This is a genomic window from Streptomyces sp. NPDC094034, assembly GCF_040303865.1.
In the GTDB taxonomy this organism is placed as follows: Bacteria; Actinomycetota; Actinomycetes; order Streptomycetales; family Streptomycetaceae; genus Streptomyces.
Map to the genome: position 1 here is coordinate 38,443 of NZ_JBEOUD010000010.1, position 22,723 is coordinate 61,165.

Sequence of the window (22,723 nt, forward strand, 5' to 3'; positions counted from 1 at the left end):
ACGCCCCGCCGGAGCCCGCCCGGGACGCCCGTCGCGACCGGCGGACCGGGTCAGCTCTCCTCACCGGTCTTCACGGTGTGCAACTGCCGCGCCACCTCGGCGATCGAGCCCGACAGGGACGGGTAGACGGTGAAGGCGTTCGCGATCTGTTCCACGGTCAGGTTGTTGTCGACGGCGAGCGCGATGGGGTGGATCAGCTCGCTGGCCCGGGGCGATACGACGACCCCGCCGACCACGATGCCGGTGCCGGGACGGGCGAAGATCTTGACGAAGCCGTCCCTGATGCCCTGCATCTTGGCGCGCGGGTTGCGCAGCAGCGGCAGTTTGACGACACGGGCGTCGATCTTGCCGGCGTCCACGTCCGCCTGGCTGTAACCGACGGTGGCGATCTCCGGGTCGGTGAAGACGTTCGACGAGACGGTCTTGAGGTTGAGCGGGGTGACCGCGTCGCCGAGGAAGTGGTACATCGCGATCCGGCCCTGCATGGCCGCGACGGAGGCGAGGGCGAAGATCCCGGTGACATCGCCGGCCGCGTAGACGCCGGGTGCGGAGGTACGGGAGACCCGGTCGGTCTTGATGTGGCCCGACTCCTTGAGCAGGACGCCGGCCTCCTCCAGGCCCATGCCCGCGGTGTTCGGGATGGCGCCGACCGCCATCAGACAGTGCGTACCGGAGATGACCCGGCCGTCGGAGAGCGCCACCTCGACCCGGTCACCGACCCGCTTGGCGGCCTCGGCGCGGGAGCGGGACATCACGTTCATGCCGCGGCGCCGGAAGACGTCCTCCAGCACGCCCGCGGCGTCGGGGTCCTCGCCGGGCAGCACGCGGTCACGGGAGGAGACGAGCGTGACCCGGGAGCCGAGCGCCTGGTAGGCACCGGCGAACTCGGCGCCGGTGACGCCCGAGCCGACCACGATCAGTTCCTCGGGCAGCTCGTCGAGGTCGTACACCTGCGTCCAGTTGAGGATGCGCTCGCCGTCGGGCTGCGCGTCGGGGATCTCGCGGGGGTGACCGCCGGTGGCGATCAGTACGGCGTCCGCGGTGAGCGACTCCTCGCTGCCGTCCGCCGCGGTCACGATCACCTGGCGCGAGCCGTCCACGGCCTGGCGTCCGTCGAGCCGCCCCCGCCCGCGCATGACGCGCGCGCCGGCCCGGGTGACGGAGGCCGTGATGTCGTGCGACTGGGCGAGCGCGAGCCGCTTCACACGCCGGTTGACCTTGCCGAGATCGACCCCGACGACGCGGGCCTTCTGCTCAAGAGGAGGGGTGTCGTCCGCGACGATGATGCCCAGTTCCTCGTACGAGGAGTCGAAGGTGGTCATCACCTCGGCCGTCGCGATGAGGGTCTTCGACGGTACGCAGTCGGTGAGCACCGACGCGCCACCGAGTCCGTCACAGTCGACGACGGTCACTTCCGCGCCGAGCTGAGCCCCTACCAAGGCCGCCTCGTAGCCGCCGGGGCCGCCACCGATGATCACGATCCGGGTCACGAAAAAGTCCGCCTCGCGTTGTCAACCCGGCCCGTCTGCCACCCCGGCCGGGGTTCCGGGGGAGCCCCGGGGGATGCAGTACGTACTCCATTGTCCCGCACGCTTCAAGTACCGCCCCTCCGGGGTCCCCACACTCTTCTTTTCCGGGCTCGGTTCGCCTCCGGGCGCTCTCTGCCCCTGTCGACGGTCGACCGTGCTCGATTCGCTCGTACCTGGGGCACCCGGAGGCGAACCGAGCCCGAAAAAGCAAGCCACGTCTGTACCTCCCGTACCCTCGACCCCATGTCGCTCTACGCCGCGTACGCCGGCAACCTCGACGCGCGGCTGATGACCCGCCGCGCCCCGCACTCCCCGCTGCGTGGCACCGGCTGGCTCAACGGCTGGCGGCTGACCTTCGGCGGCGAGCAGATGGGCTGGGAGGGGGCGCTGGCCACGGTCGTCGAGGCGCCGCGTTCCCAGGTCTTCGTCGCGCTGTACGACATCGCCCCGATGGACGAGGACTCCATGGACCGCTGGGAGGGCGTGGGGCTCGACATCTACCGCCGTATGCGGGTACGGGTGCACACCCTGGACGGCGAGGAGCCGACCTGGATGTATGTCCTGAACGGCTACGAGGGCGGTCTCCCCTCGGCGCGCTATCTGGGCGAGCTGGCCGACGCGGCGGAGTCGGCGGGCGCCCCGCACGACTATGTGATGGAGCTGCGCAAGCGCCCCTGCTGACCGGGGGGACGCATCGCACCGGGACCGGCCCGCGGGCGGAAGATCAGCACAACAAACGCCGTTTTCGTTGGAAACGACAGTACAACGATGTCATGCCCGTGCGACGCGCATCTACGCGCGTAGGGAATGACCGGCTACCCTCATCCGCGTGAACGCATCTGTTATCCCGGCCAACGCCGACGGACCCGACCCCCTGGCCGCCGCCGACGCCGCCGCCACCCGCCTGCGCGAGCTGACCGGCGCCGAGACCCATGACGTCGCCCTGGTGATGGGCTCCGGCTGGGCGCCGGCCGTCGACGCGCTCGGCACCCCCGAGGCGGAGTTCCCCGTGACCGAGCTCCCGGGCTTCCCGCCGCCGGCCGTGGCCGGCCACGGCGGCAGAATCCGCTCGTACCGGATCGCCGAGAAGCGCGCGCTGGTCTTCCTGGGGCGTACGCACTACTACGAGGGCCGCGGGGTCGCCGCCGTCGCGCACGGCGTACGTACCGCGGTGGCCGCGGGCTGCAAGACCGTCGTCCTGACCAACGGCTGCGGCGGGCTGCGCGAGGGCATGCGCCCCGGCCAGCCCGTGCTGATCAGCGACCACATCAATCTGACGGCGGTCTCCCCGATCGTCGGCGCCAACTTCGTGGACCTGACGGACCTGTACTCGCCGCGGCTGCGCGCGCTGTGCAAGGAGATCGACCCGGCCCTCGAAGAGGGGGTGTACGTGCAGTTCCCCGGCCCCCACTACGAGACGCCCGCCGAGATCAACATGGTCCGCGTCATGGGCGGCGACCTCGTCGGCATGTCCACCGTCCTGGAGGCGATCGCGGCCCGCGAGGCGGGCGCCGAGGTTCTCGGTATCTCGCTGGTCACGAACCTCGCCGCGGGCATCTCGGGCGCGCCCCTCAACCACGAGGAGGTCCTTCAGGCGGGCCGCGACTCGGCGACCCAGATGGGTGCTCTGCTCGCCCAGGTGCTTGAACGAGTCTAGGGCCTTTCGTTTGGATCAGGCCGGATCAGGGAGCGGGGGCTGGTGCCGTGGATCGCAAGGCGGAGGAAGGAGCCATGGCGGAGCCCTGGCGACTGACGACAACGCGGCGAGGCGCGGTGCCAGGGCACGCGAGCCCGGCAAGATCCGAACGAAAGGCCCTAGGGCCGTCCGCCGGACAGGGCCTAAGCCGCGTCCGGCACGGGAATGACATCCCGCCGGGGCCACGCCGTCGGCCCCGGCAGTACAGCTACCAGGAGGTGCCCCCCACCGTGCAGCAGGACGCCACGCATCAGGATCTCATCGCGCGGGCCAAGGCCTGGCAGGCCGAGGACCCCGACAGCGACACCCGCGAAGAGCTGGGAAAGATCATCGACGCCGGGGACACCGGCACCCTGGCGGAACGGTTCGCCGGCACGCTCCAGTTCGGCACCGCCGGGCTGCGCGGCGAACTGGGCGCCGGGCCCATGCGGATGAACCGCGCGGTGGTCATCCGCGCCGCGGCCGGGCTCGCCGCGTACCTCAGGGCCCAAGGCCATGGTGACGGTCTGGTCGTCATCGGATACGACGCCCGCTACAAGTCCGCCGACTTCGCCCGGGACACCGCGGCCGTGATGACCGGCGCCGGGCTGCGCGCCGCCGTACTGCCCCGGGCGCTGCCGACGCCTGTCCTCGCCTTCGCCGTACGGCATCTCGGTGCCGTCGCGGGCGTGGAGGTCACCGCCAGCCACAACCCGCCCCAGGACAACGGCTACAAGGTCTATCTCGGCGGCGGCTCCCAGATCGTGCCGCCCGCCGACGGCGAGATCGCGGCCCGGATCGCCGCGGTCGGCCCGCTGGCCGGTGTGGCCCGGCCCGACGGCGGCTGGGAGATCCTTGGTGACGAGGTCCTGGCGGCGTATCTGGAACGTACGGACGCGGTCCTGACCCCCGGCACCCCCCGTACCGCGCGCGTCGTGCACACGGCGCTGCACGGCGTCGGTACGGAAACCCTCCTGGCGGCCTTCGCGCGGGCCGGCTTCCCCGAGCCCGTGCTCGTGGCGGAGCAGGCCGAGCCCGATCCGGCCTTCCCGACCGTCTCGTTCCCGAACCCGGAGGAGCCGGGCGCGATGGATCTGGCCTTCGCCACCGCCCGGCGCGCACGGCCCGACCTGATCATCGCGAACGACCCGGACGCGGACCGCTGCGCCGTCGCCGTCCCCGACGACACGGTCGTCAGCGGCTGGCGGATGCTGACCGGCGACGAGGTCGGCGCGCTGCTCGCGGCCCATCTCGTCCACAAGGGCGCGACGGGCACCTTCGCCGAGTCGATCGTCTCGTCCTCGCTGCTCGGCCGGATCGCCGGGGCGGCGGAGCTGGGGTACGAGGAGACGCTGACCGGCTTCAAGTGGATCGCCCGTGTCAAGGGTCTGCGGTACGGCTACGAGGAGGCGCTCGGCTACTGTGTCGACCCCGACGGCGTCCGCGACAAGGACGGCATCACGGCCGCGCTGCTGGTCGCCGAGCTGGCCTCCGAGCTGAAGGCCAAGGACCGCACGCTCACCGACCTGCTGGACGATCTGGCCGTCACCTACGGTCTGCACGCCACGGACCAGCTCTCGGTCCGCGTCCAGGTCCTGTCCCTGATCACCGACGCGATGCGCCAACTGCGCGAGAATCCCCCGGCGGAGCTGGCGGGCCTGACCGTCACCTCCGTCGAGGACCTGACGCACGGTACGGACACCCTCCCGCCGACGGACGGCCTGCGCTACCACCTGGAGGGCACGTACCGCGCCCGGGTCATCGTCAGGCCGAGCGGCACCGAGCCCAAGCTCAAGTGCTATCTGGAGGTCGTGATCCCGGTGGCGGACGCGACGGCGCTGACCACCGCGCGCGCGGCCGGTACGGACGTACTGGCGGCGCTGAAGCGGGACTTGGCTGTGGCGGCGGGTATCTGAGCCTCCGCCGCACCCGCGCGCGTACCGCAGTAGTGTGTCGGACTCCGCAGGGATCCGACAGCGACGGTGGGCCGCGAGGTGCGGCGGGGGTACGTGGTGGAAGCGTTGAAGGCGTTGCGTCCCGGAGACCCCGATCGGGTGGGGCCCTACCGCATCGTGGGCCGGCTCGGCTCCGGCGGTATGGGCAGCGTGTTTCTGGGGCGCTCACGCGGCGGGCGGGCGGTGGCCGTCAAGGTCGTACGCCCGGATCTGGCCGAGGACCCGCGGTTCCGCCGCAGGTTCGTCCGGGAGGTCACCGCGATCCGGCGCGTGAACGGCGCCTTCACCGCCGGTGTGGTCGACGCCGATCCTGAGGCCGTCTTTCCCTGGCTGGCCACGGTCTACGTACCGGGAATGGCGCTGAGCGACGCCGTCGCCGCACACGGACCATGGCCGCCTGGACCGGTGCTGACGCTCGCCTCGGGGCTGGCCGAGGCGCTGGGCGCGATCCACGCGGCGGGGGTGGTCCACCGCGATCTGAAGCCCTCGAACATTCTGCTGGCCCATGACGGCCCGCGCGTGATCGACTTCGGCATCTCGGTGGTCGGCGACGCCAGCGCGCTGACCCAGACCGGGATGATGGTGGGCACCCCGGGCTTCATGTCCCCCGAGCAGCTGACGGACGATCGGATCAGCCCGGCGAGCGATGTGTTCTCGCTCGGCGCGGTCCTCGCGTACGCCGCCACGGGGGCGGGCCCGTTCGGTACGGGAGCGCCGCACGCGCTGCACTACCGGACGGTGCACGAGACGCCCCGCCTCGACCAACTGTCCCCCGAACTGCGCCCCTTGGTGGACCACTGCCTGGCCAAGGAACCCGGCCGACGCCCCACCGTGGCGGCTCTCCTGCATCACCTGTCCGGGACCGGCGAGTACACCGCCCCGGCACCGGCCGGCGGATGGCTGCCGGAACCGCTCGCCCGGACCGTGGAACTCCACGGCGTCCAGGAGCCCCCGCCCACGAGCCTCACCCGCCGCCGGGCGCTGTTCGGCCTCACGGGGGTCTTCGCCGCGGCGGGCATCGGTTACGGCGCCTGGCGGCTCACCCGCACCGACGACAACGATCCCGGCGACGCCTCGTCCGCCCCCCAGCAGAGCCCGACGGTCCCTCGGCGGCCCGGTGCCCAGCGCTGGAAGTCCACGGTCGCCACCGGCGACGGCCGCGACGACGCCGACGGGGCGCTGGCCGTGGCCAACGGCATGGTCTACTTCCCCGGCCGGAAGGGCTTGTACGCGGTCTCGGCCGACAACGGCACGGAACGGTGGACCCACACCACCAGCGCCACGGACGGCACGCTGGTGCCCACCCCGGCCGTGACCGCCGACACCGTCTGTGTCGTCGTCGGCGACGTCCTGCGCGCGCTGGACGCGGACACCGGCGAACGGATGTGGGCGACCTCCGAACTGAACGTCGCCGACGCGGGCCCGTCGGCGGCCGGCGACACCGTCTCCTTCCTCGGCAGCAGCGGCTCCTCGACCGTGCTGTACGCGGTGTCCACGGCGACCGAGAAAATCCAGCTGGAGACCTCCGCCGACCTCGACTACGCCGAATCGGCGCGCATGGCCGACGGCACGGTCTACACCAGCAGCGCAGGCGCCCTGTACGCGTACGACCCGGCCACCGGAAAACGGAAATGGCGCCATCTGACCCCGGCGGTCCGGCTCTCGGACGTGGCCGTGTCCGGCGACACCGTGTACGTCACCGTATTCGGCGAGAACGGCACCTCCGTCTCGGCACTATCCACGAACGGGACGGAGAAATGGCTCGCCACCCCCGAGGACGGCGGCGCGTTCCAGGGCCCCCCGATCGTGGCCGACGGCACGGTCTACATCTGCGGCGATACCACTCTGTACGCCCTGCACGCCACGACCGGCGCCCCGAAGTGGCGAACCCCCTTCACCTCGGCGCTCCACCCGACCCCGAGCGCCGAGGGCGGCACGGTCTGCGTGGCGGCCGACACCACCCTGCACGCGCTTCACGCGGACTCCGGCAAGAAGAAATGGGCCTTCCCCGCCGACGAACCACTCCGCACGGGCCCACTGGTGTCGGGCCCCGCGACCTACGTGACCGGCGCGTCGGGCACCCTGTACGCGATAACGGCGTAGGGGCTGCCACCGGGACGCACTCCCGTCGTCGACCACAGGAGCGTGGGTGCCGGAGCGATCAGGCTGTCCACTCGCGCCAGGTGTCGAGAACGGCCTGAACAGCGCCGGAGACCTGACCTTGCTGGGCCCGGTCGGCCCACAAGTGAGAGTCGTGCTCAGTCAGTCTCACCGGCTCGCCGGCCGAGCCAGAAGGCGGCGACGGATGGCCGGTCGATTCCGGCAGTGGAGCCGTCGTGGGGCAGGAACTCGGTGGGGGCGATGTACCCCTCGCCCGGTTCGAGGCGGATGCGCAAACAGCGCAGTCGGTGCCCGGCGGTGACGTAGCGACGTATGTCGTCGGTGTGGGGGTAGTGCTGCTCTGGATCGGGGTGAAGTGTGCGGCAGATCTGCTGGACGTCATGGTCGCCAATGAGCACGTAGCGCGGGCCGGGTCCGAGGTTGAGGCAGAGCCGCCTGCGACCCTGGTGGCGTCTGGCGTACGGCAGTCGGTCGAAGTTGTCGACGTGCAGGCCGATGCGCCGACCGGTGGCGGAGTCCTGAGTGGTGGTGGTCCAGTTGGCGGGGCTGGCCGTACAGCCCAGGAGTGTAGGAGGCCGGCGGCTCTTGAGGGGGTCGAGGCGGGCGGCGGTTTCGAGGCGCCCGGCCAAATCGTCCGGATCGAGGTCCGGTAACGGACGGCGTACGAGCTCGATCCGGACGCTGTCCGGCGTCGAGGCGTCGGCTCGGTGCTGCTCGGCCTCGTCGGCGGTCAGGGGTGTCCAGTCGTCGCCGGGGACGATTGCGCCGTCGTCATAGCCGGGCTCGCCGCCGGGCAGCCGGACCGGTGCGATGTCGCACCGGCCGCGTATGTGGTCGAACGTGTCGAATACGAGTCGAGGGCCCATGACTGTGCCTCCCGAGGGCAGGTGCGGGGCTACGTGTCGTCGAGGTCGTCGCCGAAGGTGAGGTCCAGCTCGGCGATGAGGGCCTCGGCCAGCTGGAGTGCCTGGGCCCGGTCGATAACGGTCTGCTTGAGCGAGGCGACGCCACGGAGCTGGGAGAGGTCGCTGCCCCGTAGGTCGAGGCCACGGAACTTCCCGCCGTCGAACTCGGTCAGCCACAAATCGCTGTCGTCGATCAGCGCGGCGCCCAGATCGACGGCGGTGAAGGTAGTCTCCCGCAGCGAACACCTGACGAAGATCACGGGCCCGACGGCCCGGACGCGAGTGAGGGTGCTGTAGTCCAACTTGCAGTTCTCGAACAGCACGTTGTCGAGCGTGACATCTTCGAGCGCGGCGCCCATGAGCTTGCAGTCGCGGAACACGGCTCGGGAGATCTTGCTGTCGGTCCAGCGCAGGGAGGAAAGGTCGCAGCCGGTGAACTCCACGGAGTCGACCCGGAGCTTCTCCAGCCGGGTGCGCCGGGCCTTGAGACCGGTGATCCTCCCGTCCATCAGGTGGGTGTCGGCCAGGTCGAGGTCCCGCAGGTCGGCGTCGGCGTAGTGGAACTCCGCCACCCGGCCACGGCCGCCCTCCAACGAGGTGACGTTGGAGAGGTAACGGCCCGGCTCGTTCAGGGCGGGCAGCGTGACGCTCGTGCGGCGGATCGTGCGGGAATCCATCAACAGCCTTTCAGGGCGGTGGGTCGGTCACCGGAGCTGCCGGCACGCCCGGGGTGTGCCGGCACGGCCTGTTTCTTCTTGTTCCAGTTGTCCCAGGTCGGGCGGTTGTCGAAGGGGGCCGGGTTCTTCGCCCAGTTGTCCCACGTGGGCCGGTTGTCCCACGTCGCTTCAATGATCTCCCGGGTCGAAGCGTCGTGCGTGGCTGTCAACTCCGTCACAACGGTGGTGTCGGATGCGGTGAGTCGGTCCAGTACCGTCATAACGCTGCCTCCTTGGTTGCTAGCGTGGACAGGGCCGTGACCAGGGCTTGCCGGGAGACCCGGCAGTAGTTGGTCTCGGTGGTCGTGAGGCTGCCGTTCTCGAAGTAGCGGTTGGCGGCCTGAGCGCCGCGGCAGAAGTCGAAGAACTCGCACTCGGCCTCGCAGCGGTCCAGCCCGGTGAGGAACTCCCTGACATAGCAGAGCCGGTGGGCGTTGCGAACGATCTCGGACAGCGGCCGGTCGAGGATGTTGCCGGCCGTGAAATCGCCGTACTCGGGCGCTGTCGTGTCCGCGAGTTCCGGGGAAAGCAGGACCACGTCGCCCCTCCAGGAGACGGTGGGGATCGGATCGAGAAGGCGCCGGTCCCACTCGGCTCGCTGCCCGGAACGGGTCAGCCAAAGGTATTCGGCGAGGCGTTCGACCTCCCGCACGGCCAGGGCTGCGCCGTGTTCGCGGGTCCAGGTGATGGTGCGCTGCCAGAACTCCTCTGCCTGGACCGGAGTGGGGGGCCACCGGTCGGTGTTGACCCCTTCGATCTCCTCGATGTTGAAGCCCACCGAGTGGCACCCCAGAGTGGCCAAGAACTCCAGCAGATCCTCCGGCATCGTGATGCCCGTGGCACCGACCACCGAGATGACGGAGAACGGGATGCCGTGCTCACGCAGCCGTGTGATGCCGCGCAGGATCCGGTCGAAGGCAGGCTTGCCGCGAAGGTCGACACGCTCGGCGTTCACGACGGCCGGGCCATCGATGCTCACCCCGACCTGAACGTCGTACGTGGCCAGCAGGTCGCACCACGTATCGCTGATCAGCGTCGCGTTGGTCTGTACGTAGTGATGGACACGGCCCGCCCGTCGCAGGGCTTCGAACGGCGCGAGCAGGACCGCGAACTTCTGCTGCCCAACAGCGAGCGGCTCCCCGCCGTGCCAGACAATGCCGATCGGATGGCCGCTGTCCTCGAACTGGGTCACCGCCTCCGCAAGGGCTTCGGCCACCTCCGGGGACATCTGATGGTTGAGCTTGCGAAACGGCAGGTAGCAGTACCGGCAGTCCAGATTGCACCAGGTCGTGGGCTGAACCACCACGGTCTGCGGGGCCGCGAACCGCTGCTGGTATCGGGCACGCCACGGGGATGGGCGAGAGCGCATCGGGGGCCTCTCCTCGACGGACAGGGGGCGTCGCCGCCCCGTGGCGGGGAGCCGCGAGGCAGGATGCGACCACTATCTGTCCCGTGATGACCTGTACGCGATGACATCGTGTTGTCATCGCCGATGACATGTCATCTGTGTGGCAATGACACCGAGGCGAAGTCTCCGCACCGGCATGGGAGTTCGAGCGGATAGCGGTGGGTTATCGTGACGACCGTGCCTCGCTCGATTCTGATCCACGACGGCCAGACCGCCCGTGACATCGGTTTGGTGTACTGCTGCTCGGGCTACCTCGTCGAGCACGGCAAAGTGCTGCTCGTGCACCACAACCGCTTCGACAAATGGGTTCCGCCGGGAGGGCATATCGAGCCTGGGGAGTCATTCGCCGGCACGGCAGTACGCGAGTTCAAGGAGGAGACGGGGCTGCTGGTGGAGGCGATCTCCAGCCAGCCTGCCATCCACCCGGCCGATCACAACGCCACCCCCGAACCTGTGCCGTTCTACGTGGACATCGAGCGCGAAGGTTTCCCGACCCCGGCGTTGGTCCAGTTCTTCTACGTCCAGCGGCAGCCGGGCACCCGCGAACAGGCAGTGGAGGCGCAACTCGAAGAGGTGCATGGGGCGGCGTGGTTCGGCCTGGAGGACATCGACGGGCTCAAGACCTTCGACCAGGTACGCTCCCTGGCCCGGTTCGCGCTACTGAACTACCCGGTGGCGGCGGAGCGCGCCCAGCCGTAAGCGCCTGCTTCGCTGGATCGCCCGCGACGGCCCGCGAGACGATACCCGCCGACGCCTGCGACATGACAGGCCAGGAGCAGCCGGGCCGGAGCACCACCGAAAGCGGCGGACACAGCCTGGTTCAGGCGCTGAGCGTACTTGGGCACCGAGGATGGCGCGACGTGAAGCGTCCCCGCGATCCGCTCCGTCACGAGCCCACCTTCGGGCGCGTTGTGCATGACCTTCACCAGGTCGAACATGCGCTCCGACAGCTCACAGACCACCTCCCCGTCGTTGCCGCGTGCGCTGAGGATGACCTTGCGCCCCGGGCCGAGCGCGACATGTTCAATGACCATCTCGGCCGACACCTGGCCCGTCTCCTCAAGGGCGCCGTCGTCCAGGCTCAGCCGCGTCAGGCGCCGCAACGCCTCGGTGTACGCCGACACCGTGTAGTACGCGGCGCGGATGGTGGCCCGCTTGCCCGAGGCACCCGGCTCGTTCCACAGCCCGGTCTCGGGATCCCACAGGTCGTTCATCAGGTGCCACGCCTTGGCGAGCCGAGGATCGCGCGGGCCGGCGCCGGACCGTACGGCGGCCTGGGTGCACGACGCGTACGCCATGTGTTCCCACGCGGTGCCCTGCACATCCTTGTCGTCCTCGACGAACGTCTCCCAGAGGTGGTGGTTGTGGAGCAGCCACTGCCCGGCCTCGGTGACCATGTCACCCAGCCGCTTCGTCTGAACTGACCCGTGCACGCCCCCAGCCTCCCGGGGCACGTCCGGGTACGCCGGTTCGCCCCCTGGGCCGATTCCGGAGACGACGGCGGAGAGAGCGAGCAGGCACAGCGCGGTCTTACTCGGACTCGGGTCGGTGTCGACGTACGTGCGCCAGCCCCATGCCCCGCTGGACCGGCGGTGGTAGAGCAGGCCGTGCACACCGTGGTCGATCAGCGGCTCGACGCGCTCCAACAGGCTGCCGGTGTCCACCCCGCCGGGGAGGCTGAGCCCGGGGCCGAGCCCGTGGAGGGCGTCCCGGAGCTTGGCGAGCCCGTGAACGGCGAGGGCAGTCTGATGCAGCGAGGTGTCGTCGAGTCCCACCACCTCGGGCCAGCCGTGGTCGACCTGGTGGTCCTTGAGCCACTCGACGCACCAGGCTGCGGCCTCCGCGACACCGTTGTGGTGAAAGAACTGCGGGTGGGACAACAGCCCGGCAAGACCGAAGGCGACGAACCGGGAGTGCTCGCCACGTCCGCCCTTGTGGCGCGGCAGGCAGTGCTCCGGAATCGCGCCGACCAGGAAGTCAAGGGCCCGGCGAACGGGCTGCCCCGCGATGCCGGCGACCCGCAGGATCGGCAGGACCTCGCTGGTGTTGACGATTGACGACACCGAGGTCAGCGTGAGCCCCCACCCGCCGTCGTAGCCCTGGTTCTGCAACAGAGTCCGTGCGGCCTCGCCCACTCTTGCCTCGAATGCGATGAGCCCGCCGCGCGACCTCTTCATGATGCGCCTCCGCCGCCAAGTCACGGATTACCTCGGACGGATACGTACCCAACGTGGCAGCTGTGGACGCGCGTTCACGCCTCGGCCGCGACCGTGCGTGCTCAGTGCTCACGTGCACGAGGAAACTCAGGCCCGACCTGCGGTCTTGCTCAGAGTTCGGTGCCGTCGGGGATGAGGTGGTCGTACTGCCCCGCCTTGACGGCGAGGATGTGCGCCAGCATCTCCCTGTCGGTGAAACGCAACGCACCGTCGAGGTCGCGGCGCTTGGAGTCACCGAAGGCGACGCCGCCGTCGATCGGCATGATCTGTACGCAATCGTCTCCTGAGCCGGCGCTGAACGAGGACTTCTCCCACTCACCGTCCAGCAGTGCCGCGTAGAGGGCATCCCTCGGGTCGCTCATGCGAGTTCCTTTTCTATTTCCTCGATGAACCGGACGGTCGCTCTCTCATCCAATGCGTGGTCTGCCAAGTTGGCGAACCTTCGGCGAACGCGCCGCACCTCTGCGGGATCGTCCTGTAGGGATTCGCCTCGGACCAGTTCCCGTGACACGACACTGCGATTGTCGGCCCCTGGGAAGTCGATGATGGTGAAGGCAGCGCCGACGATACTCGCGGCCCCTACCGCGAAGGGGATCACCCGCAGGGTGACGTTCGACTCTTCGGCGCATGACACCAGGTGTCGCAGTTGCGCGCGCATGACCTCCGGTCCACCGACAACAGCCCGGAGCGCGGACTCCAGACACAGCGCGTCCACCGTAAGCGGGTTTCTGCGGGTGAGGACTTCCTGTCGTCTCAGCCTCGCCTCGACGAAGGTCTCACGGCGCTCCGTGCTCTCGTGCTTCTGTCCGAAGGCAACGATCGCCTCGACGTATTCACGGGTTTGGAGGAGGCCCGGTACGTACGTTCCCGAGTGGACCAAGATGCGTTCCGCGGCATCCTCAAGAGATAGGTAGCGATACGAGTCGCCGCTGAACACGGCCTGAACTTCAGGCCGTTCGTACCACGCGCGACCATACGACCTGCCCTGCTCGATCGTTGCGACGATCCCGGCTTGCTCTTCGGGCGTCGCCTCATAGAGCTTGAGCAGTTTGGGGAGTTGTTCCTCGGTGGGAAATGCCTGGCCGCGCTCGATCTTGCTCACGGTGAACCGCGATACGCCGAGCACTTCTCCAGCTGCCGTCTGCTTGAGGCCCGCCTCCGAGCGCAGTCGCTGAAGTTCCTCGCCCACACGGCGCATGGCGAAGATGGCGTTCGCGTTGACGCTGACCGTCACGGTTCTCCCTTCCTCGCTTCCAGCGACGTGGTCCCCCGACATCGCCAGAGTATCGGTCAGTTGCTCACCCTATGACTCTCCGGGCTGGGATCCACACTCTCAGTTGCGCGAGACGAGTCGCGTGACCCACACTGAGGCGATCGCGCCGCGAGCACTCACAACCGGGCGCGCATCCCTACATCCGCGCGCCTGAAAGGTGTGGGTCATGGATCAGCGTGGTTACGTCCTGGCGGTAGAGCGCTATCCCTGTACGGCAATTGCCGTGCCCGAGGCACGCGCCATAGCCGCCCGCGCCTACGCGCCGTATCCCTGGGTGGACCACGACACGGTCAAGCTGCTGGTCAGCGAGACGGCGACCAACGCCGTGCTGCACGCCGGCGGGGGCGGGTTCGATCTGATCTGCCACGCACCGTTCGACGGCGCGGTCCAGATCGAGTTGCACGACCGGAGCGAACGACGCCCCTCGCACCGCACGCACGGCGCATGGGACCAGCACGGCAGGGGGCTGGAGTTACTGGACCTCCTCGCGCCCGGGTGGTCCGTCGTCAGAACGATGACCGGGAAGGGCCTCATCTTCACCGTGAAGGCGGCCCCGTACCCCGTAACGGTCAACGAGACGCTCAACGAGGAGTGGTGAGGACATGTACGTCGAACTCGGTCGGCCCGAACCACCCCGCCGCCGAACCGGGGTCGCCGGGTTCTTCACCCGGCGGATCGGCGACGAACTGAACGTCCTCCTCATGCCCGTCGGCACCGGCGCAACGTGGCAACTGCCCGGCGGTGACGCCCAGTCCGACGAGTTCATCCACGAGGCGTACGTACGCGAGATCGCGGAGAGGACCGGCCTTACTCCCACCCCGCCCGAGGAAATCCTCGTCGTGGACCACGTCCCCAGAGGCGTCACCGAGGCCGAAGGGCTCGACGTCGTCTTCAAGGGTGCGGACCCCGTCCCGTACCACGCGGACCTCGTCCCGTACCACCCGGATACCGAACCGACCGCGTACCGCTGGGCGACGCTCAAGGAGACGGACACCCTCTGCCTCGGTCCGGAGCGCGACCGTATCCACTCCGCCCACGAAGCGTGGCTCACCGGCCGTACCGCCTACCTCGTCTGGGGCGAACGTGTCACCGCCCGGCACTCCTGACCGTCCGCCCGATCGTGCGCCACGTCGCGACGTCACAGCCACGTGGTCGCGAGCCAACTGGTCAGGGCCGCCGCGAGGATCAGCGGGATGTTGATGCCGACCTGCCGGTCGGTCCTCAGGTGGACCGCGATCGCGCCGGTCTGGAGGACCACGAGGCCCACGGCGGCGGCCAGGGCCAGTACGGGCGCGATGCCCGTCAGCGGTGGCAGGATCAGGCCGATCGCGCCGAGTACTTCGGCCACGCCGATGCCCCTGACGGCCTGCATCGGTACGCGGTCCACCCAGGCCATCATCGGCCGCAGCCGCTCACGGCTCCGGAACACCTTCATCGCGCCCGCGTAGAGGTAGAAGAGGGCGAGCAGGCCCGCGAGGATCCAATAGGCGATGTTCATGGGTCCTCAGGCGAAGTCGGCGAAGTCGGTGGCGGGCTCGGTGGCGTAGCGGCTCATCACGTGGATGTTGGCCTGCGGGGTCAGCTTCCGGCCGTCGGCGATCATGTCCTGGAGGTCCCGGAAGTACTGCACGTACAGGTCGGGCGTGAAGATGCTGAGCATGACGGCCGGGTGGTCGGTGACATTGGCGAAGGTGTGCGGCGCTCCCGGCGGGACCATGACGAGCGTGCCCGCGCTCGTGTCGTGGACCTGGTCCCCCACCGTGAACCGCAGCGTGCCGGAGATGACGTAGAAGCCCTCGTCATGCTGGGCGTGGCGGTGCTGGGGCGGTCCGGGGGTGTGCGGGGCGAGGACGAACTCGGCCAGGCCCAGACGGTGCCCGGTGGTGGTGCCGTCTTCGAGGATGCGCCCCCGTGTGGTGCCAAGGGTGATCGTCTCGCCGTCGTCCGGGCCTACCACCGATACGGCGGGGTCGGGGGCCGGTCCGCTCGTCATCGGTTCGCCGGTCGTCGGTTCGCTGGTCATCAGTCCATCGGTGGTCGGTTCGCTCGTCATCGGTTCGTCAGCCATGTTCCGATTCCACTCCCGGGCGCGGCGGCTGTCCAAGACCCGTTCGGCGACGCCGATACCGGATCGGTATCGTCGCAGCATGGAGCTACGTACGCTGCGCTATTTCGTGGCGGTCGCCGAGGAACTGCACTTCGGCCGTGCCGCTGTCCGGCTGCACATGAGCCAGCCGCCGCTGAGCCGGGCTGTCAAGCAGTTGGAGAGCGAGATCGGCGCCCCGCTGCTCCACCGTTCCCCGGCCGGTGTCACGCTCACCGCAGTGGGGGCGGCGCTGCTGGTGGAGGCGCGCTCCCTGCTCGACCATGCCGACCGGCTCCGCGTGCGGCTGGCGGTCGCGGCCGGCTCGGCGACTCTCACCGTCGGCCTGCTGGGTGACAGCACCGACCCGGGCGCGCGGCGGCTGGCCGCCGCGTACCGCCGACGTCACCCGGATGTCGAGGTCCACGTCCGCGAGACCGATCTGACCGATCCGACCTGCGGCCTGCGCGCCGGACTGGTCGATGTCGCGCTGACCCGCGCGCCGTTCGACGACACCGGCCTGACGGTGCACGAGCTGCGCACCGACCCTGTCGGCGCGGTGCTGCGCGCGGACGACGTACTGGCCGGCCGGGACCGCGTGAGCCTCACCGACCTGGCCGGGCGGCGCTGGTTCCGGTTCCCCGACGGCACCGACCCGCTGTGGCAGTCGTACTGGAACGGCGGTGAGTCCCGCGAGGGACCGGTGGTACGCGCGGTCCAGGAGTGTGTGCAGGCCGTCCTCTGGAACGGCACGGTCGGGATGACCCCGCTCGGGCACGATCTGTCCCCGGAACTGGCCGTGGTACCCCTGACCGACATGACGCCGAGCCGCGTGGTGGCGGTGTGGAACGAGGGCGACGCGAACCCGCTGGTCCGGTCCTTCGTCCAGATCGCGACAACGGCCTACCGCGCCTGAACGCCTCGCGGCTGAGCGGAACGCGGAACTCGGAACGCATGGTGGTGCCACCAACACCCCGGAACTCACCGCCTGGAGCCAGTGATCGAGGCTCCGGCCCGGACCAGAGTGGTGCCATGCCCACTCGACGCGAAGCCCTCGCCGCCTCGGCCGCCCTGACCGGCGGCGCTCTCCTGTCCGCCGCCCCGGCCGCCACGGCCGTCCCGCGCGTGGCCCCGGGCCGCGCGACGGCCGTATCCGGTCAGCGCCCCGGCGGCACCATCGCGCTCACCCACGCCACCGTCCTCGGCGCGGGCCCCGACCGCACCGTCCTCATCCGCGACGGCCGTATCACCCGTACCGGCCGCTCGGCCGAGGTCCCGATCCCGCGCGGGGCGACGACGTACGACCTGACCGGCAAATACATCGTCCCCGGCGGCCTCGTCGAGGCCCATGTCCACAACGACGGACCCGAGAGCGTGCTGCCGCCCCTTTTCCCGCTCAACGGCGTGACCGCGGTCCGCGAGATGTGGGGCGGACCGGTCCACCACGCGTGGCGCGACAAGGTCCGCGCGGGCACGCTCCTCGGCCCCCGCTGGGTGATCGCCAGCTCGATCCTCGACGGAGGCCCCTCGATATGGGCCAATGACACCGGTCAGCGCATCGTCGAGGTCACCGACGCCAGGTCCGCACGTCGCGCGGTGCGCGAGGCGAAGGCGAGCGGCGCCGACTTCGTCAAGGTGTACTCACGGCTCACCCCCGAGGCGTACGAGGCGATCGCCGACGAGTCCGCCCGTCAGGGCCTGCGCCACGCGGGCCACTGCCCCGACACCCTGCCCATCGCCCGCGCGAGCGACACCGGACAGCAGTCCATCGAGCACCTTCATGCCCTGCTTCTCGCCACCTCCGCCCGGGAGCCGGAGATCAGGCGGGCCATGGCGAAGGTCCGTATCGACCCCGCCCTCGGCTCCAGCTTCGAGCGCTACGCGAGCTGGTTCCGGCAGGTGCACGCGGTCGAGTGGCAGGCGATGCGGACGTACGACATCGGCCGCACCCGCGCCCTCTTCGACCGGCTCGCCGCCAACGGCACCCGCGTCGTACCGACTCTCACCGTCCACCATTCCCTGGAGCGCACCGACGAACTCCCCACCAATTCACCGGAGTTCACTTATCTACCGGCCTGGATGACCGCATACTGGCCCACCATCTGGGCCGGCCTGACCGCCGGTCGCACCGCGCGGGACACCGCCCGCATCCACCAGCTCTACGAGCACCGGCTGCGCCTCGTCGCCGAACTCCACCGGGCCGGCGTGCGGTTGCTCGCGGGCACCGACACCGGCACCGGCTACGCGGTCCCCGGCTTCTCCCTCCACCACGAGCTGGAGCTGCTGTCCGAGGCCGGACTGCCCACCCGGGACGTCCTCCGCGCCGCGACCACCGCGCCCGCCCGGATGCTCGGCCTGCCCGCCGACCGCGCCGACCTGCTGGTCCTGGACGCGGACCCGCGCACCGACATCCGCCATACGCGACGGATCGACTCCGCCCTGGTCGCGGGCCGCTACCTCGACCGCGCGGAACGCCTGCGCCTGCTGGCCGACGTGGCCCGCGCCGCCGCCGCGAGCGAGCCCCCGACGACGGGCGCCGCGGCCCCCCACCTCTGCGCCCACTGACCACGGGACCCGCGCTACGTCAGCAGCAGCACGATCAGCACGATCAGGCCCGCGAGCGCCGGGCCCATCACCTCGTACGCCCACCGCACCGTCGGCTCCCCCTGCGCCGACGGCCGCGACGCCGACCTTTCCGACAGCTCGCGCAGCTCGGCGACCGTACGGTCCGCCTGGGCCATGCCGAACTGGTCGGCGGCGTTCGCGTGCGCGGTGGCGACGGAAGCGGAGGCAGAGGCGGAGGCGGAGGCGGAGCGGCCGGAAAGGCCCCCTCCCGACCGCGCCTGGCGGCGGTTCGCGCGCTTGCGCTGGCGCAGCGAGACCGGGACCGCCCACAGCTGATATTTCGTGCCGTCCTCCGTCAGCGCCTCGCAGGAGAACCTGGCCCGTACGGTCGAGACGGAGGACCACGGCAGCGTGATGGTCCGGAAGGGGTTCCTGATCCGCAGCCGGTCGGCGTTCGCGTAGACCGCCGGGCGCAGGGTGAACGCGATCACGAGCGGTACGACGAACAGCAGGGAGGCGAGCGCCAGCCACGGCGTGCGGCCCGTCCCCCGGAAGAGCGCGTCGCCGCCGAGCCAGAGGGTGATCACGAGCAGCAGGCCGCCGCCGACGATCCCGCCGGCCGACCGGAAGACGCGGTCGGCGTAGGTCGGCTCGGTGGGCTGCTCGGGGGTCGTCATACGTCCGATTCTGCCGTATGGCCCGAACATGCCTCCACACCCCTGGCGGGGACCTCCCTGTCGCTTCCCCCCTGGCCCCGCGCCGGGTCACATCTCGGGAACGGCTCCCCCTCGTACCCCTCACCCCCTGTACAGGCTGCTACGCGCGTAGATATGCTCATCTGGTGACCATGCCCACCATTACCCCCGCATTCGCTGACGTGACCGCGTCCGACAGCACACTGCGCCGATTCCTGCACGGGCTCCCCGGCGTCGACGCCGTCGGCCTGGAGGCACGCGCCGCGTCGCTCGGTACACGCTCGATCAAGACCACGGCCAAGGCATACGCCATCGATCTGGCCATCTCCATGATCGACCTGACCACGCTTGAGGGCGCGGACACCCCGGGCAAGGTCCGGGCGCTCGCCGCCAAGGCCCTCCGGCCCGATCCGACCGACCGTACGACGCCCGCCACCGCCGCGGTCTGTGTCTATCCGGACATGGCGGAGACGGCGGTCGCCGCGCTGGCCGGTTCCGACGTCAAGGTCGCCTCCGTCGCCACCGCCTTCCCGGCCGGCCGCGCCTCGCTGGCCGTCAAGCTCGCGGACACCCGCGACGCCGTGGCCGCGGGCGCCGACGAGATCGACATGGTCATCGATCGCGGCGCGTTCCTCGCGGGTCACTACCTCAAGGTGTACGAGGAGATCCGCGCCGTGAAGGAGGCCGCGGGGGCGGCCCGGCTCAAGGTGATCTTCGAGACCGGTGAGCTGTCCACGTACGACAACATCCGCCGCGCCTCCTGGCTCGGCATGATCGGCGGCGCGGACTTCATCAAGACGTCGACGGGCAAGGTCGGCGTCAACGCCACACCCGCCAACACCCTGCTTCTGCTGGAGGCCGTACGCGACTTCCGCGCGCAGACCGGGGTGCAGATCGGCGTGAAGCCGGCGGGCGGCATCCGTACCAGCAAGGACGCGGTCAAGTTCCTGGTGCTGGTGAATGAGACCGTGGGCGCGGACTGGCTGGACAACCACTGGTTCCGGTTCGGCGCCTCCAGCCTGCTCAACGACCTGCTGATGCAGCGCCAGAAGCTGGCCACCGGCCGCTACTCCGGCCCCGACTACGTCACGGTGGACTGATACACGATGGCATTCGAATACGCACCGGCCCCCGAGTCGCGCTCGGTCGTCGACATCGCGCCGAGTTACGGCCTGTTCATCGACGGCGAGTTCACCGACGCCGCCGACGGCAAGGTCTTCAAGACGGTCTCCCCGGCCACCGAGGAAGTGCTGTCCGAGGTCGCTCGCGCGGGCGCCGAGGATGTCGACCGGGCCGTGAAGGCGGCCCGCAAGGCGTTCGTGAAGTGGTCCGCGCTGCCCGGCGCCGAGCGCGCCAAGTACCTCTTCCGGATCGCCCGGATCATCCAGGAGCGCTCGCGCGAACTGGCCGTCCTCGAAACCCTCGACAACGGCAAGCCGATCCGCGAGACCCGGGACGCCGACCTCCCCCTGGTCGCCGCGCACTTCTTCTACTACGCGGGCTGGGCCGACAAGCTCGACCACGCAGGGTTCGGCCGGAGGACGACAGAAGGAGGAGGGGGCGCGCACCCGCGTCCCCTCGGCGTGGCGGGCCAGGTCATCCCGTGGAACTTCCCGCTGCTGATGCTCGCGTGGAAGATCGCCCCCGCGCTCGCCACCGGCAACACCGTCGTCCTCAAGCCCGCCGAGACAACCCCGCTCAGCGCGCTGTTCTTCGCGGACATCTGCCGTCAGGCCGGTCTGCCGCGCGGCGTCGTCAACATCCTTCCGGGGTACGGCGACGCGGGCGCCGCCCTCGTGGCGCACGAGGACGTCAACAAGGTCGCCTTCACCGGCTCGACCGCCGTCGGCAAGGCCATCGCGCGCGAGATCGCCGGTACGGGAAAGAGGGTCACGCTCGAACTGGGCGGCAAGGGCGCCAATATCGTCTTCGACGACGCCCCCATCGACCAGGCGGTCGAGGGGATCGTCACCGGCATCTTCTTCAACCAGGGCCAGGTCTGCTGCGCGGGCTCGCGGCTGCTCGTACAGGAGTCGGTCCAGGACGAGCTGCTGGACTCGCTCAAGCGCCGGCTGGCCACGCTGCGGGTCGGCGATCCGCTGGACAAGAACACCGACCTCGGCGCGATCAACTCCGCCGAGCAGCTGGCCCGTATCACGGCGCTGGCCGACGCGGGCGAGGCGGAGGGCGCCGAGCGCTGGTCGCCCGCGTGCGAACTGCCCTCCTCCGGCTACTGGTTCGCCCCGACGCTGTTCACGAACGTTACCCAGGCGCACACCATCGCCCGCGACGAGATCTTCGGCCCGGTGCTGTCGGTGCTGACGTTCCGTACGCCCGAGGAGGCCGTGGCCAAGGCCAACAACACCCAGTACGGGCTGTCGGCCGGCATCTGGACGGAGAAGGGCTCCCGCATCCTCGCGGTCGCGGGCAAGCTCCGGGCGGGTGTCGTCTGGGCCAATACGTTCAACAAGTTCGACCCGACCTCGCCGTTCGGCGGCTACAAGGAGTCGGGGTACGGCCGCGAGGGCGGTCGCCATGGCCTGGAGGCGTATCTCGATGTCTGAAGCGAACCGTCTGAGCGTCCTCAAGACCTACAAGCTGTACGTCGGGGGCAAGTTCCCCCGCAGCGAGAGCGGCCGGGTGTACGAAGTGACGACAGCGACCTCAGGGGCTGACGGGGCTGACGGGGCGGCCGGGCAGGGCACCTGGCTGGCCAACGCCCCGCTGTCCTCCCGCAAGGACGCCCGTGACGCGGTCGTCGCGGCGCGCAAGGCGTTCGGCGGCTGGTCGGGCGCGACGGCGTACAACCGGGGCCAGGTCCTCTACCGCGTCGCCGAGATGCTGGAGGGCCGCAGGGGCCAGTTCGTACGGGAGGTCGCCGACGCCGAGGGCCTGTCGAAGTCGAAGGCGGCCGTGGTCGTCGACGCGGCGATCGACCGGTGGGTCTGGTACGCGGGCTGGACCGACAAGATCGCCCAGGTGGTGGGCGGCGCGAACCCGGTGGCGGGACCGTTCTTCAACCTCTCCACCCCCGAGCCGACCGGGGTGGTGACCGTACTCGCGCCACAGGAGTCGTCGTTCCTGGGCCTGGTCTCGGTCATCGCGCCGGTGATCGCCACGGGCAACACCGCGGTCGTCGTCGCGAGCGAGAGGTCCCCGCTCCCGGCGCTCTCCCTCGGCGAGGTGCTGGCCACCTCCGACCTCCCGGGCGGCGTGGTCAACATCCTCTCGGGAAGGACCGCCGAGATCGCGGCCCCGCTCGCCGCGCACCAGGACGTCAACGGGATCGACCTGACCGGCGCGGACGATGTTCTCGCCAAGGAGCTGGAGATCGCGGCGGCGGACAACCTGAAGCGGGTACTTCGCCCCGAGCGCGAGGGACGCGCGGACTGGACGACGGACCCCGGCACCCACCGGCTGACGGCCTTCCTGGAGACGAAGACGGTCTGGCACCCCACGGGCAGCCTGGGCGCGTCGGGCTCGGCGTACTGAACCGTCGTACGGAAGCCCCGTTTTCCCCCGTACGGGGGAAAACGGGGCTTATTCAGTGCACCGTACTTGGCAGAGCCGTACGCTTCTGTA

General features: G+C 70.1%; 23 protein-coding genes. 12 read left to right on the forward strand and 11 right to left on the reverse strand.

The window, feature by feature from the left end:
- Positions 1-50: 50 nt before the first annotated feature.
- Entirely contained in the window at positions 51-1,490 is a 1,440-nt protein-coding gene (locus ABTZ59_RS11960) for an NAD(P)H-quinone dehydrogenase (RefSeq protein ID WP_351394668.1), read from the reverse strand.
- 282 nt (positions 1,491-1,772) lie between these two features.
- On the opposite strand from ABTZ59_RS11960, the gene ABTZ59_RS11965 reads away from it, so the two are divergent.
- The 4 genes from ABTZ59_RS11965 (at position 1,773) to ABTZ59_RS11980 (ending at position 7,262) form a co-directional block, all read left to right on the forward strand.
- Positions 1,773-2,210 carry a gamma-glutamylcyclotransferase family protein gene (locus tag ABTZ59_RS11965; RefSeq protein WP_030355792.1) on the forward strand — a complete coding sequence of 146 codons (438 nt, stop codon included), beginning with the start codon at positions 1,773-1,775 and terminating at the stop codon, positions 2,208-2,210.
- Between the two features lie 148 nt (positions 2,211-2,358).
- A complete protein-coding gene (locus tag ABTZ59_RS11970; protein WP_249948165.1) occupies positions 2,359-3,186 on the forward strand; it encodes a purine-nucleoside phosphorylase in 828 nt (275 codons plus the stop codon).
- 269 nt (positions 3,187-3,455) lie between these two features.
- Positions 3,456-5,120, forward strand: coding sequence for a phospho-sugar mutase (locus tag ABTZ59_RS11975; protein WP_351394673.1), 1,665 nt, complete (start codon positions 3,456-3,458; stop codon positions 5,118-5,120).
- A 93-nt stretch (positions 5,121-5,213) separates the two neighbouring features.
- On the forward strand, positions 5,214-7,262 hold the full coding sequence (locus ABTZ59_RS11980) for a protein kinase domain-containing protein (RefSeq protein ID WP_351394675.1): 2,049 nt from the start codon (positions 5,214-5,216) through the stop codon (positions 7,260-7,262).
- 155 nt (positions 7,263-7,417) lie between these two features.
- Here ABTZ59_RS11980 and ABTZ59_RS11985 read toward each other — a convergent pair whose 3' ends face one another.
- Genes ABTZ59_RS11985 through amcB form a run of 4 tightly spaced genes read right to left on the reverse strand, consistent with a single transcriptional unit; the run spans position 7,418 to position 10,270 of the window.
- A complete protein-coding gene (locus ABTZ59_RS11985) occupies positions 7,418-8,146 on the reverse strand; it encodes a hypothetical protein (protein ID WP_351394677.1) in 729 nt (242 codons plus the stop codon).
- A 29-nt stretch (positions 8,147-8,175) separates the two neighbouring features.
- Positions 8,176-8,862, reverse strand: coding sequence for a pentapeptide repeat-containing protein (locus tag ABTZ59_RS11990; RefSeq protein ID WP_351394680.1), 687 nt, complete (start codon positions 8,860-8,862; stop codon positions 8,176-8,178).
- Positions 8,862-9,122 (reverse strand): multiple cyclophane-containing RiPP AmcA, encoded by a 261-nt coding sequence (amcA, locus tag ABTZ59_RS11995; protein WP_351394683.1) that lies wholly within the window; start codon positions 9,120-9,122, stop codon positions 8,862-8,864. Before amcA ends, ABTZ59_RS11990 begins: the two co-directional genes overlap by 1 nt.
- Positions 9,119-10,270, reverse strand: a complete 1,152-nt coding sequence (gene amcB / locus ABTZ59_RS12000; RefSeq protein ID WP_351394686.1) for a cyclophane-forming radical SAM peptide maturase AmcB — start codon at positions 10,268-10,270, stop codon at positions 9,119-9,121. Before amcB ends, amcA begins: the two co-directional genes overlap by 4 nt.
- Positions 10,271-10,486: 216 nt before the next feature.
- Here amcB and ABTZ59_RS12005 point away from each other — a divergent pair, with 216 nt between their 5' ends.
- Positions 10,487-11,008, forward strand: a complete 522-nt coding sequence (locus tag ABTZ59_RS12005; protein ID WP_351394689.1) for an NUDIX domain-containing protein — start codon at positions 10,487-10,489, stop codon at positions 11,006-11,008.
- On the opposite strand, the gene ABTZ59_RS12010 is transcribed toward ABTZ59_RS12005, so the two are convergent.
- From ABTZ59_RS12010 to ABTZ59_RS12020, 3 genes are all read right to left on the reverse strand, one after another.
- Positions 10,975-12,486, reverse strand: a complete 1,512-nt coding sequence (locus tag ABTZ59_RS12010; RefSeq protein WP_351394692.1) for a prenyltransferase/squalene oxidase repeat-containing protein — start codon at positions 12,484-12,486, stop codon at positions 10,975-10,977. The genes ABTZ59_RS12005 and ABTZ59_RS12010 overlap by 34 nt on opposite strands.
- Positions 12,487-12,635: 149 nt before the next feature.
- Complete coding sequence (locus ABTZ59_RS12015) at positions 12,636-12,887, reverse strand: DUF397 domain-containing protein (RefSeq protein ID WP_351394695.1); 252 nt, start codon at positions 12,885-12,887, stop codon at positions 12,636-12,638.
- Entirely contained in the window at positions 12,884-13,759 is an 876-nt protein-coding gene (locus tag ABTZ59_RS12020) for a helix-turn-helix domain-containing protein (protein ID WP_351394698.1), read from the reverse strand. Before ABTZ59_RS12020 ends, ABTZ59_RS12015 begins: the two co-directional genes overlap by 4 nt.
- Before the next feature lie 205 nt (positions 13,760-13,964).
- Here ABTZ59_RS12020 and ABTZ59_RS12025 point away from each other — a divergent pair, with 205 nt between their 5' ends.
- Both ABTZ59_RS12025 and ABTZ59_RS12030 read left to right on the forward strand, forming a co-directional pair.
- Positions 13,965-14,396: an ATP-binding protein gene (locus ABTZ59_RS12025; protein ID WP_351394701.1), complete on the forward strand. Its 432-nt coding sequence runs from the start codon at positions 13,965-13,967 to the stop codon at positions 14,394-14,396.
- A gap of 4 nt (positions 14,397-14,400) precedes the next feature.
- Positions 14,401-14,904 carry an NUDIX domain-containing protein gene (locus ABTZ59_RS12030; protein ID WP_351394704.1) on the forward strand — a complete coding sequence of 168 codons (504 nt, stop codon included), beginning with the start codon at positions 14,401-14,403 and terminating at the stop codon, positions 14,902-14,904.
- Positions 14,905-14,936: 32 nt separating this feature from the next.
- Here ABTZ59_RS12030 and ABTZ59_RS12035 read toward each other — a convergent pair whose 3' ends face one another.
- Together ABTZ59_RS12035 and ABTZ59_RS12040 are read right to left on the reverse strand one after the other, a co-directional pair.
- Positions 14,937-15,296 carry a DoxX family protein gene (locus ABTZ59_RS12035; protein ID WP_351394707.1) on the reverse strand — a complete coding sequence of 120 codons (360 nt, stop codon included), beginning with the start codon at positions 15,294-15,296 and terminating at the stop codon, positions 14,937-14,939.
- Between the two features lie 6 nt (positions 15,297-15,302).
- On the reverse strand, positions 15,303-15,821 hold the full coding sequence (locus tag ABTZ59_RS12040) for a cupin domain-containing protein (protein ID WP_503002688.1): 519 nt from the start codon (positions 15,819-15,821) through the stop codon (positions 15,303-15,305).
- Between the two features lie 124 nt (positions 15,822-15,945).
- On the opposite strand from ABTZ59_RS12040, the gene ABTZ59_RS12045 reads away from it, so the two are divergent.
- On the forward strand, positions 15,946-16,797 hold the full coding sequence (locus ABTZ59_RS12045) for a LysR family transcriptional regulator (RefSeq protein WP_351394710.1): 852 nt from the start codon (positions 15,946-15,948) through the stop codon (positions 16,795-16,797).
- A 116-nt stretch (positions 16,798-16,913) separates the two neighbouring features.
- Positions 16,914-18,446: an amidohydrolase family protein gene (locus ABTZ59_RS12050; RefSeq protein WP_351394713.1), complete on the forward strand. Its 1,533-nt coding sequence runs from the start codon at positions 16,914-16,916 to the stop codon at positions 18,444-18,446.
- Between the two features lie 14 nt (positions 18,447-18,460).
- On the opposite strand, the gene ABTZ59_RS12055 is transcribed toward ABTZ59_RS12050, so the two are convergent.
- Entirely contained in the window at positions 18,461-19,123 is a 663-nt protein-coding gene (locus tag ABTZ59_RS12055; protein WP_351394716.1) for a PH domain-containing protein, read from the reverse strand.
- A gap of 164 nt (positions 19,124-19,287) precedes the next feature.
- Between ABTZ59_RS12055 and deoC the strand changes: the two genes are divergently transcribed.
- The 3 genes from deoC to ABTZ59_RS12070 are packed head-to-tail and all read left to right on the forward strand — an operon-like array spanning position 19,288 to position 22,633.
- A complete protein-coding gene (deoC, locus tag ABTZ59_RS12060; protein ID WP_351394719.1) occupies positions 19,288-20,241 on the forward strand; it encodes a deoxyribose-phosphate aldolase in 954 nt (317 codons plus the stop codon).
- A 6-nt stretch (positions 20,242-20,247) separates the two neighbouring features.
- Positions 20,248-21,705 (forward strand): aldehyde dehydrogenase family protein, encoded by a 1,458-nt coding sequence (locus ABTZ59_RS12065; protein WP_351394722.1) that lies wholly within the window; start codon positions 20,248-20,250, stop codon positions 21,703-21,705.
- Positions 21,698-22,633, forward strand: a complete 936-nt coding sequence (locus tag ABTZ59_RS12070; protein ID WP_351394724.1) for an aldehyde dehydrogenase family protein — start codon at positions 21,698-21,700, stop codon at positions 22,631-22,633. The genes ABTZ59_RS12065 and ABTZ59_RS12070 overlap by 8 nt, the downstream gene beginning before the upstream one ends.
- The last annotated feature ends 90 nt before the right edge of the window (positions 22,634-22,723 follow it).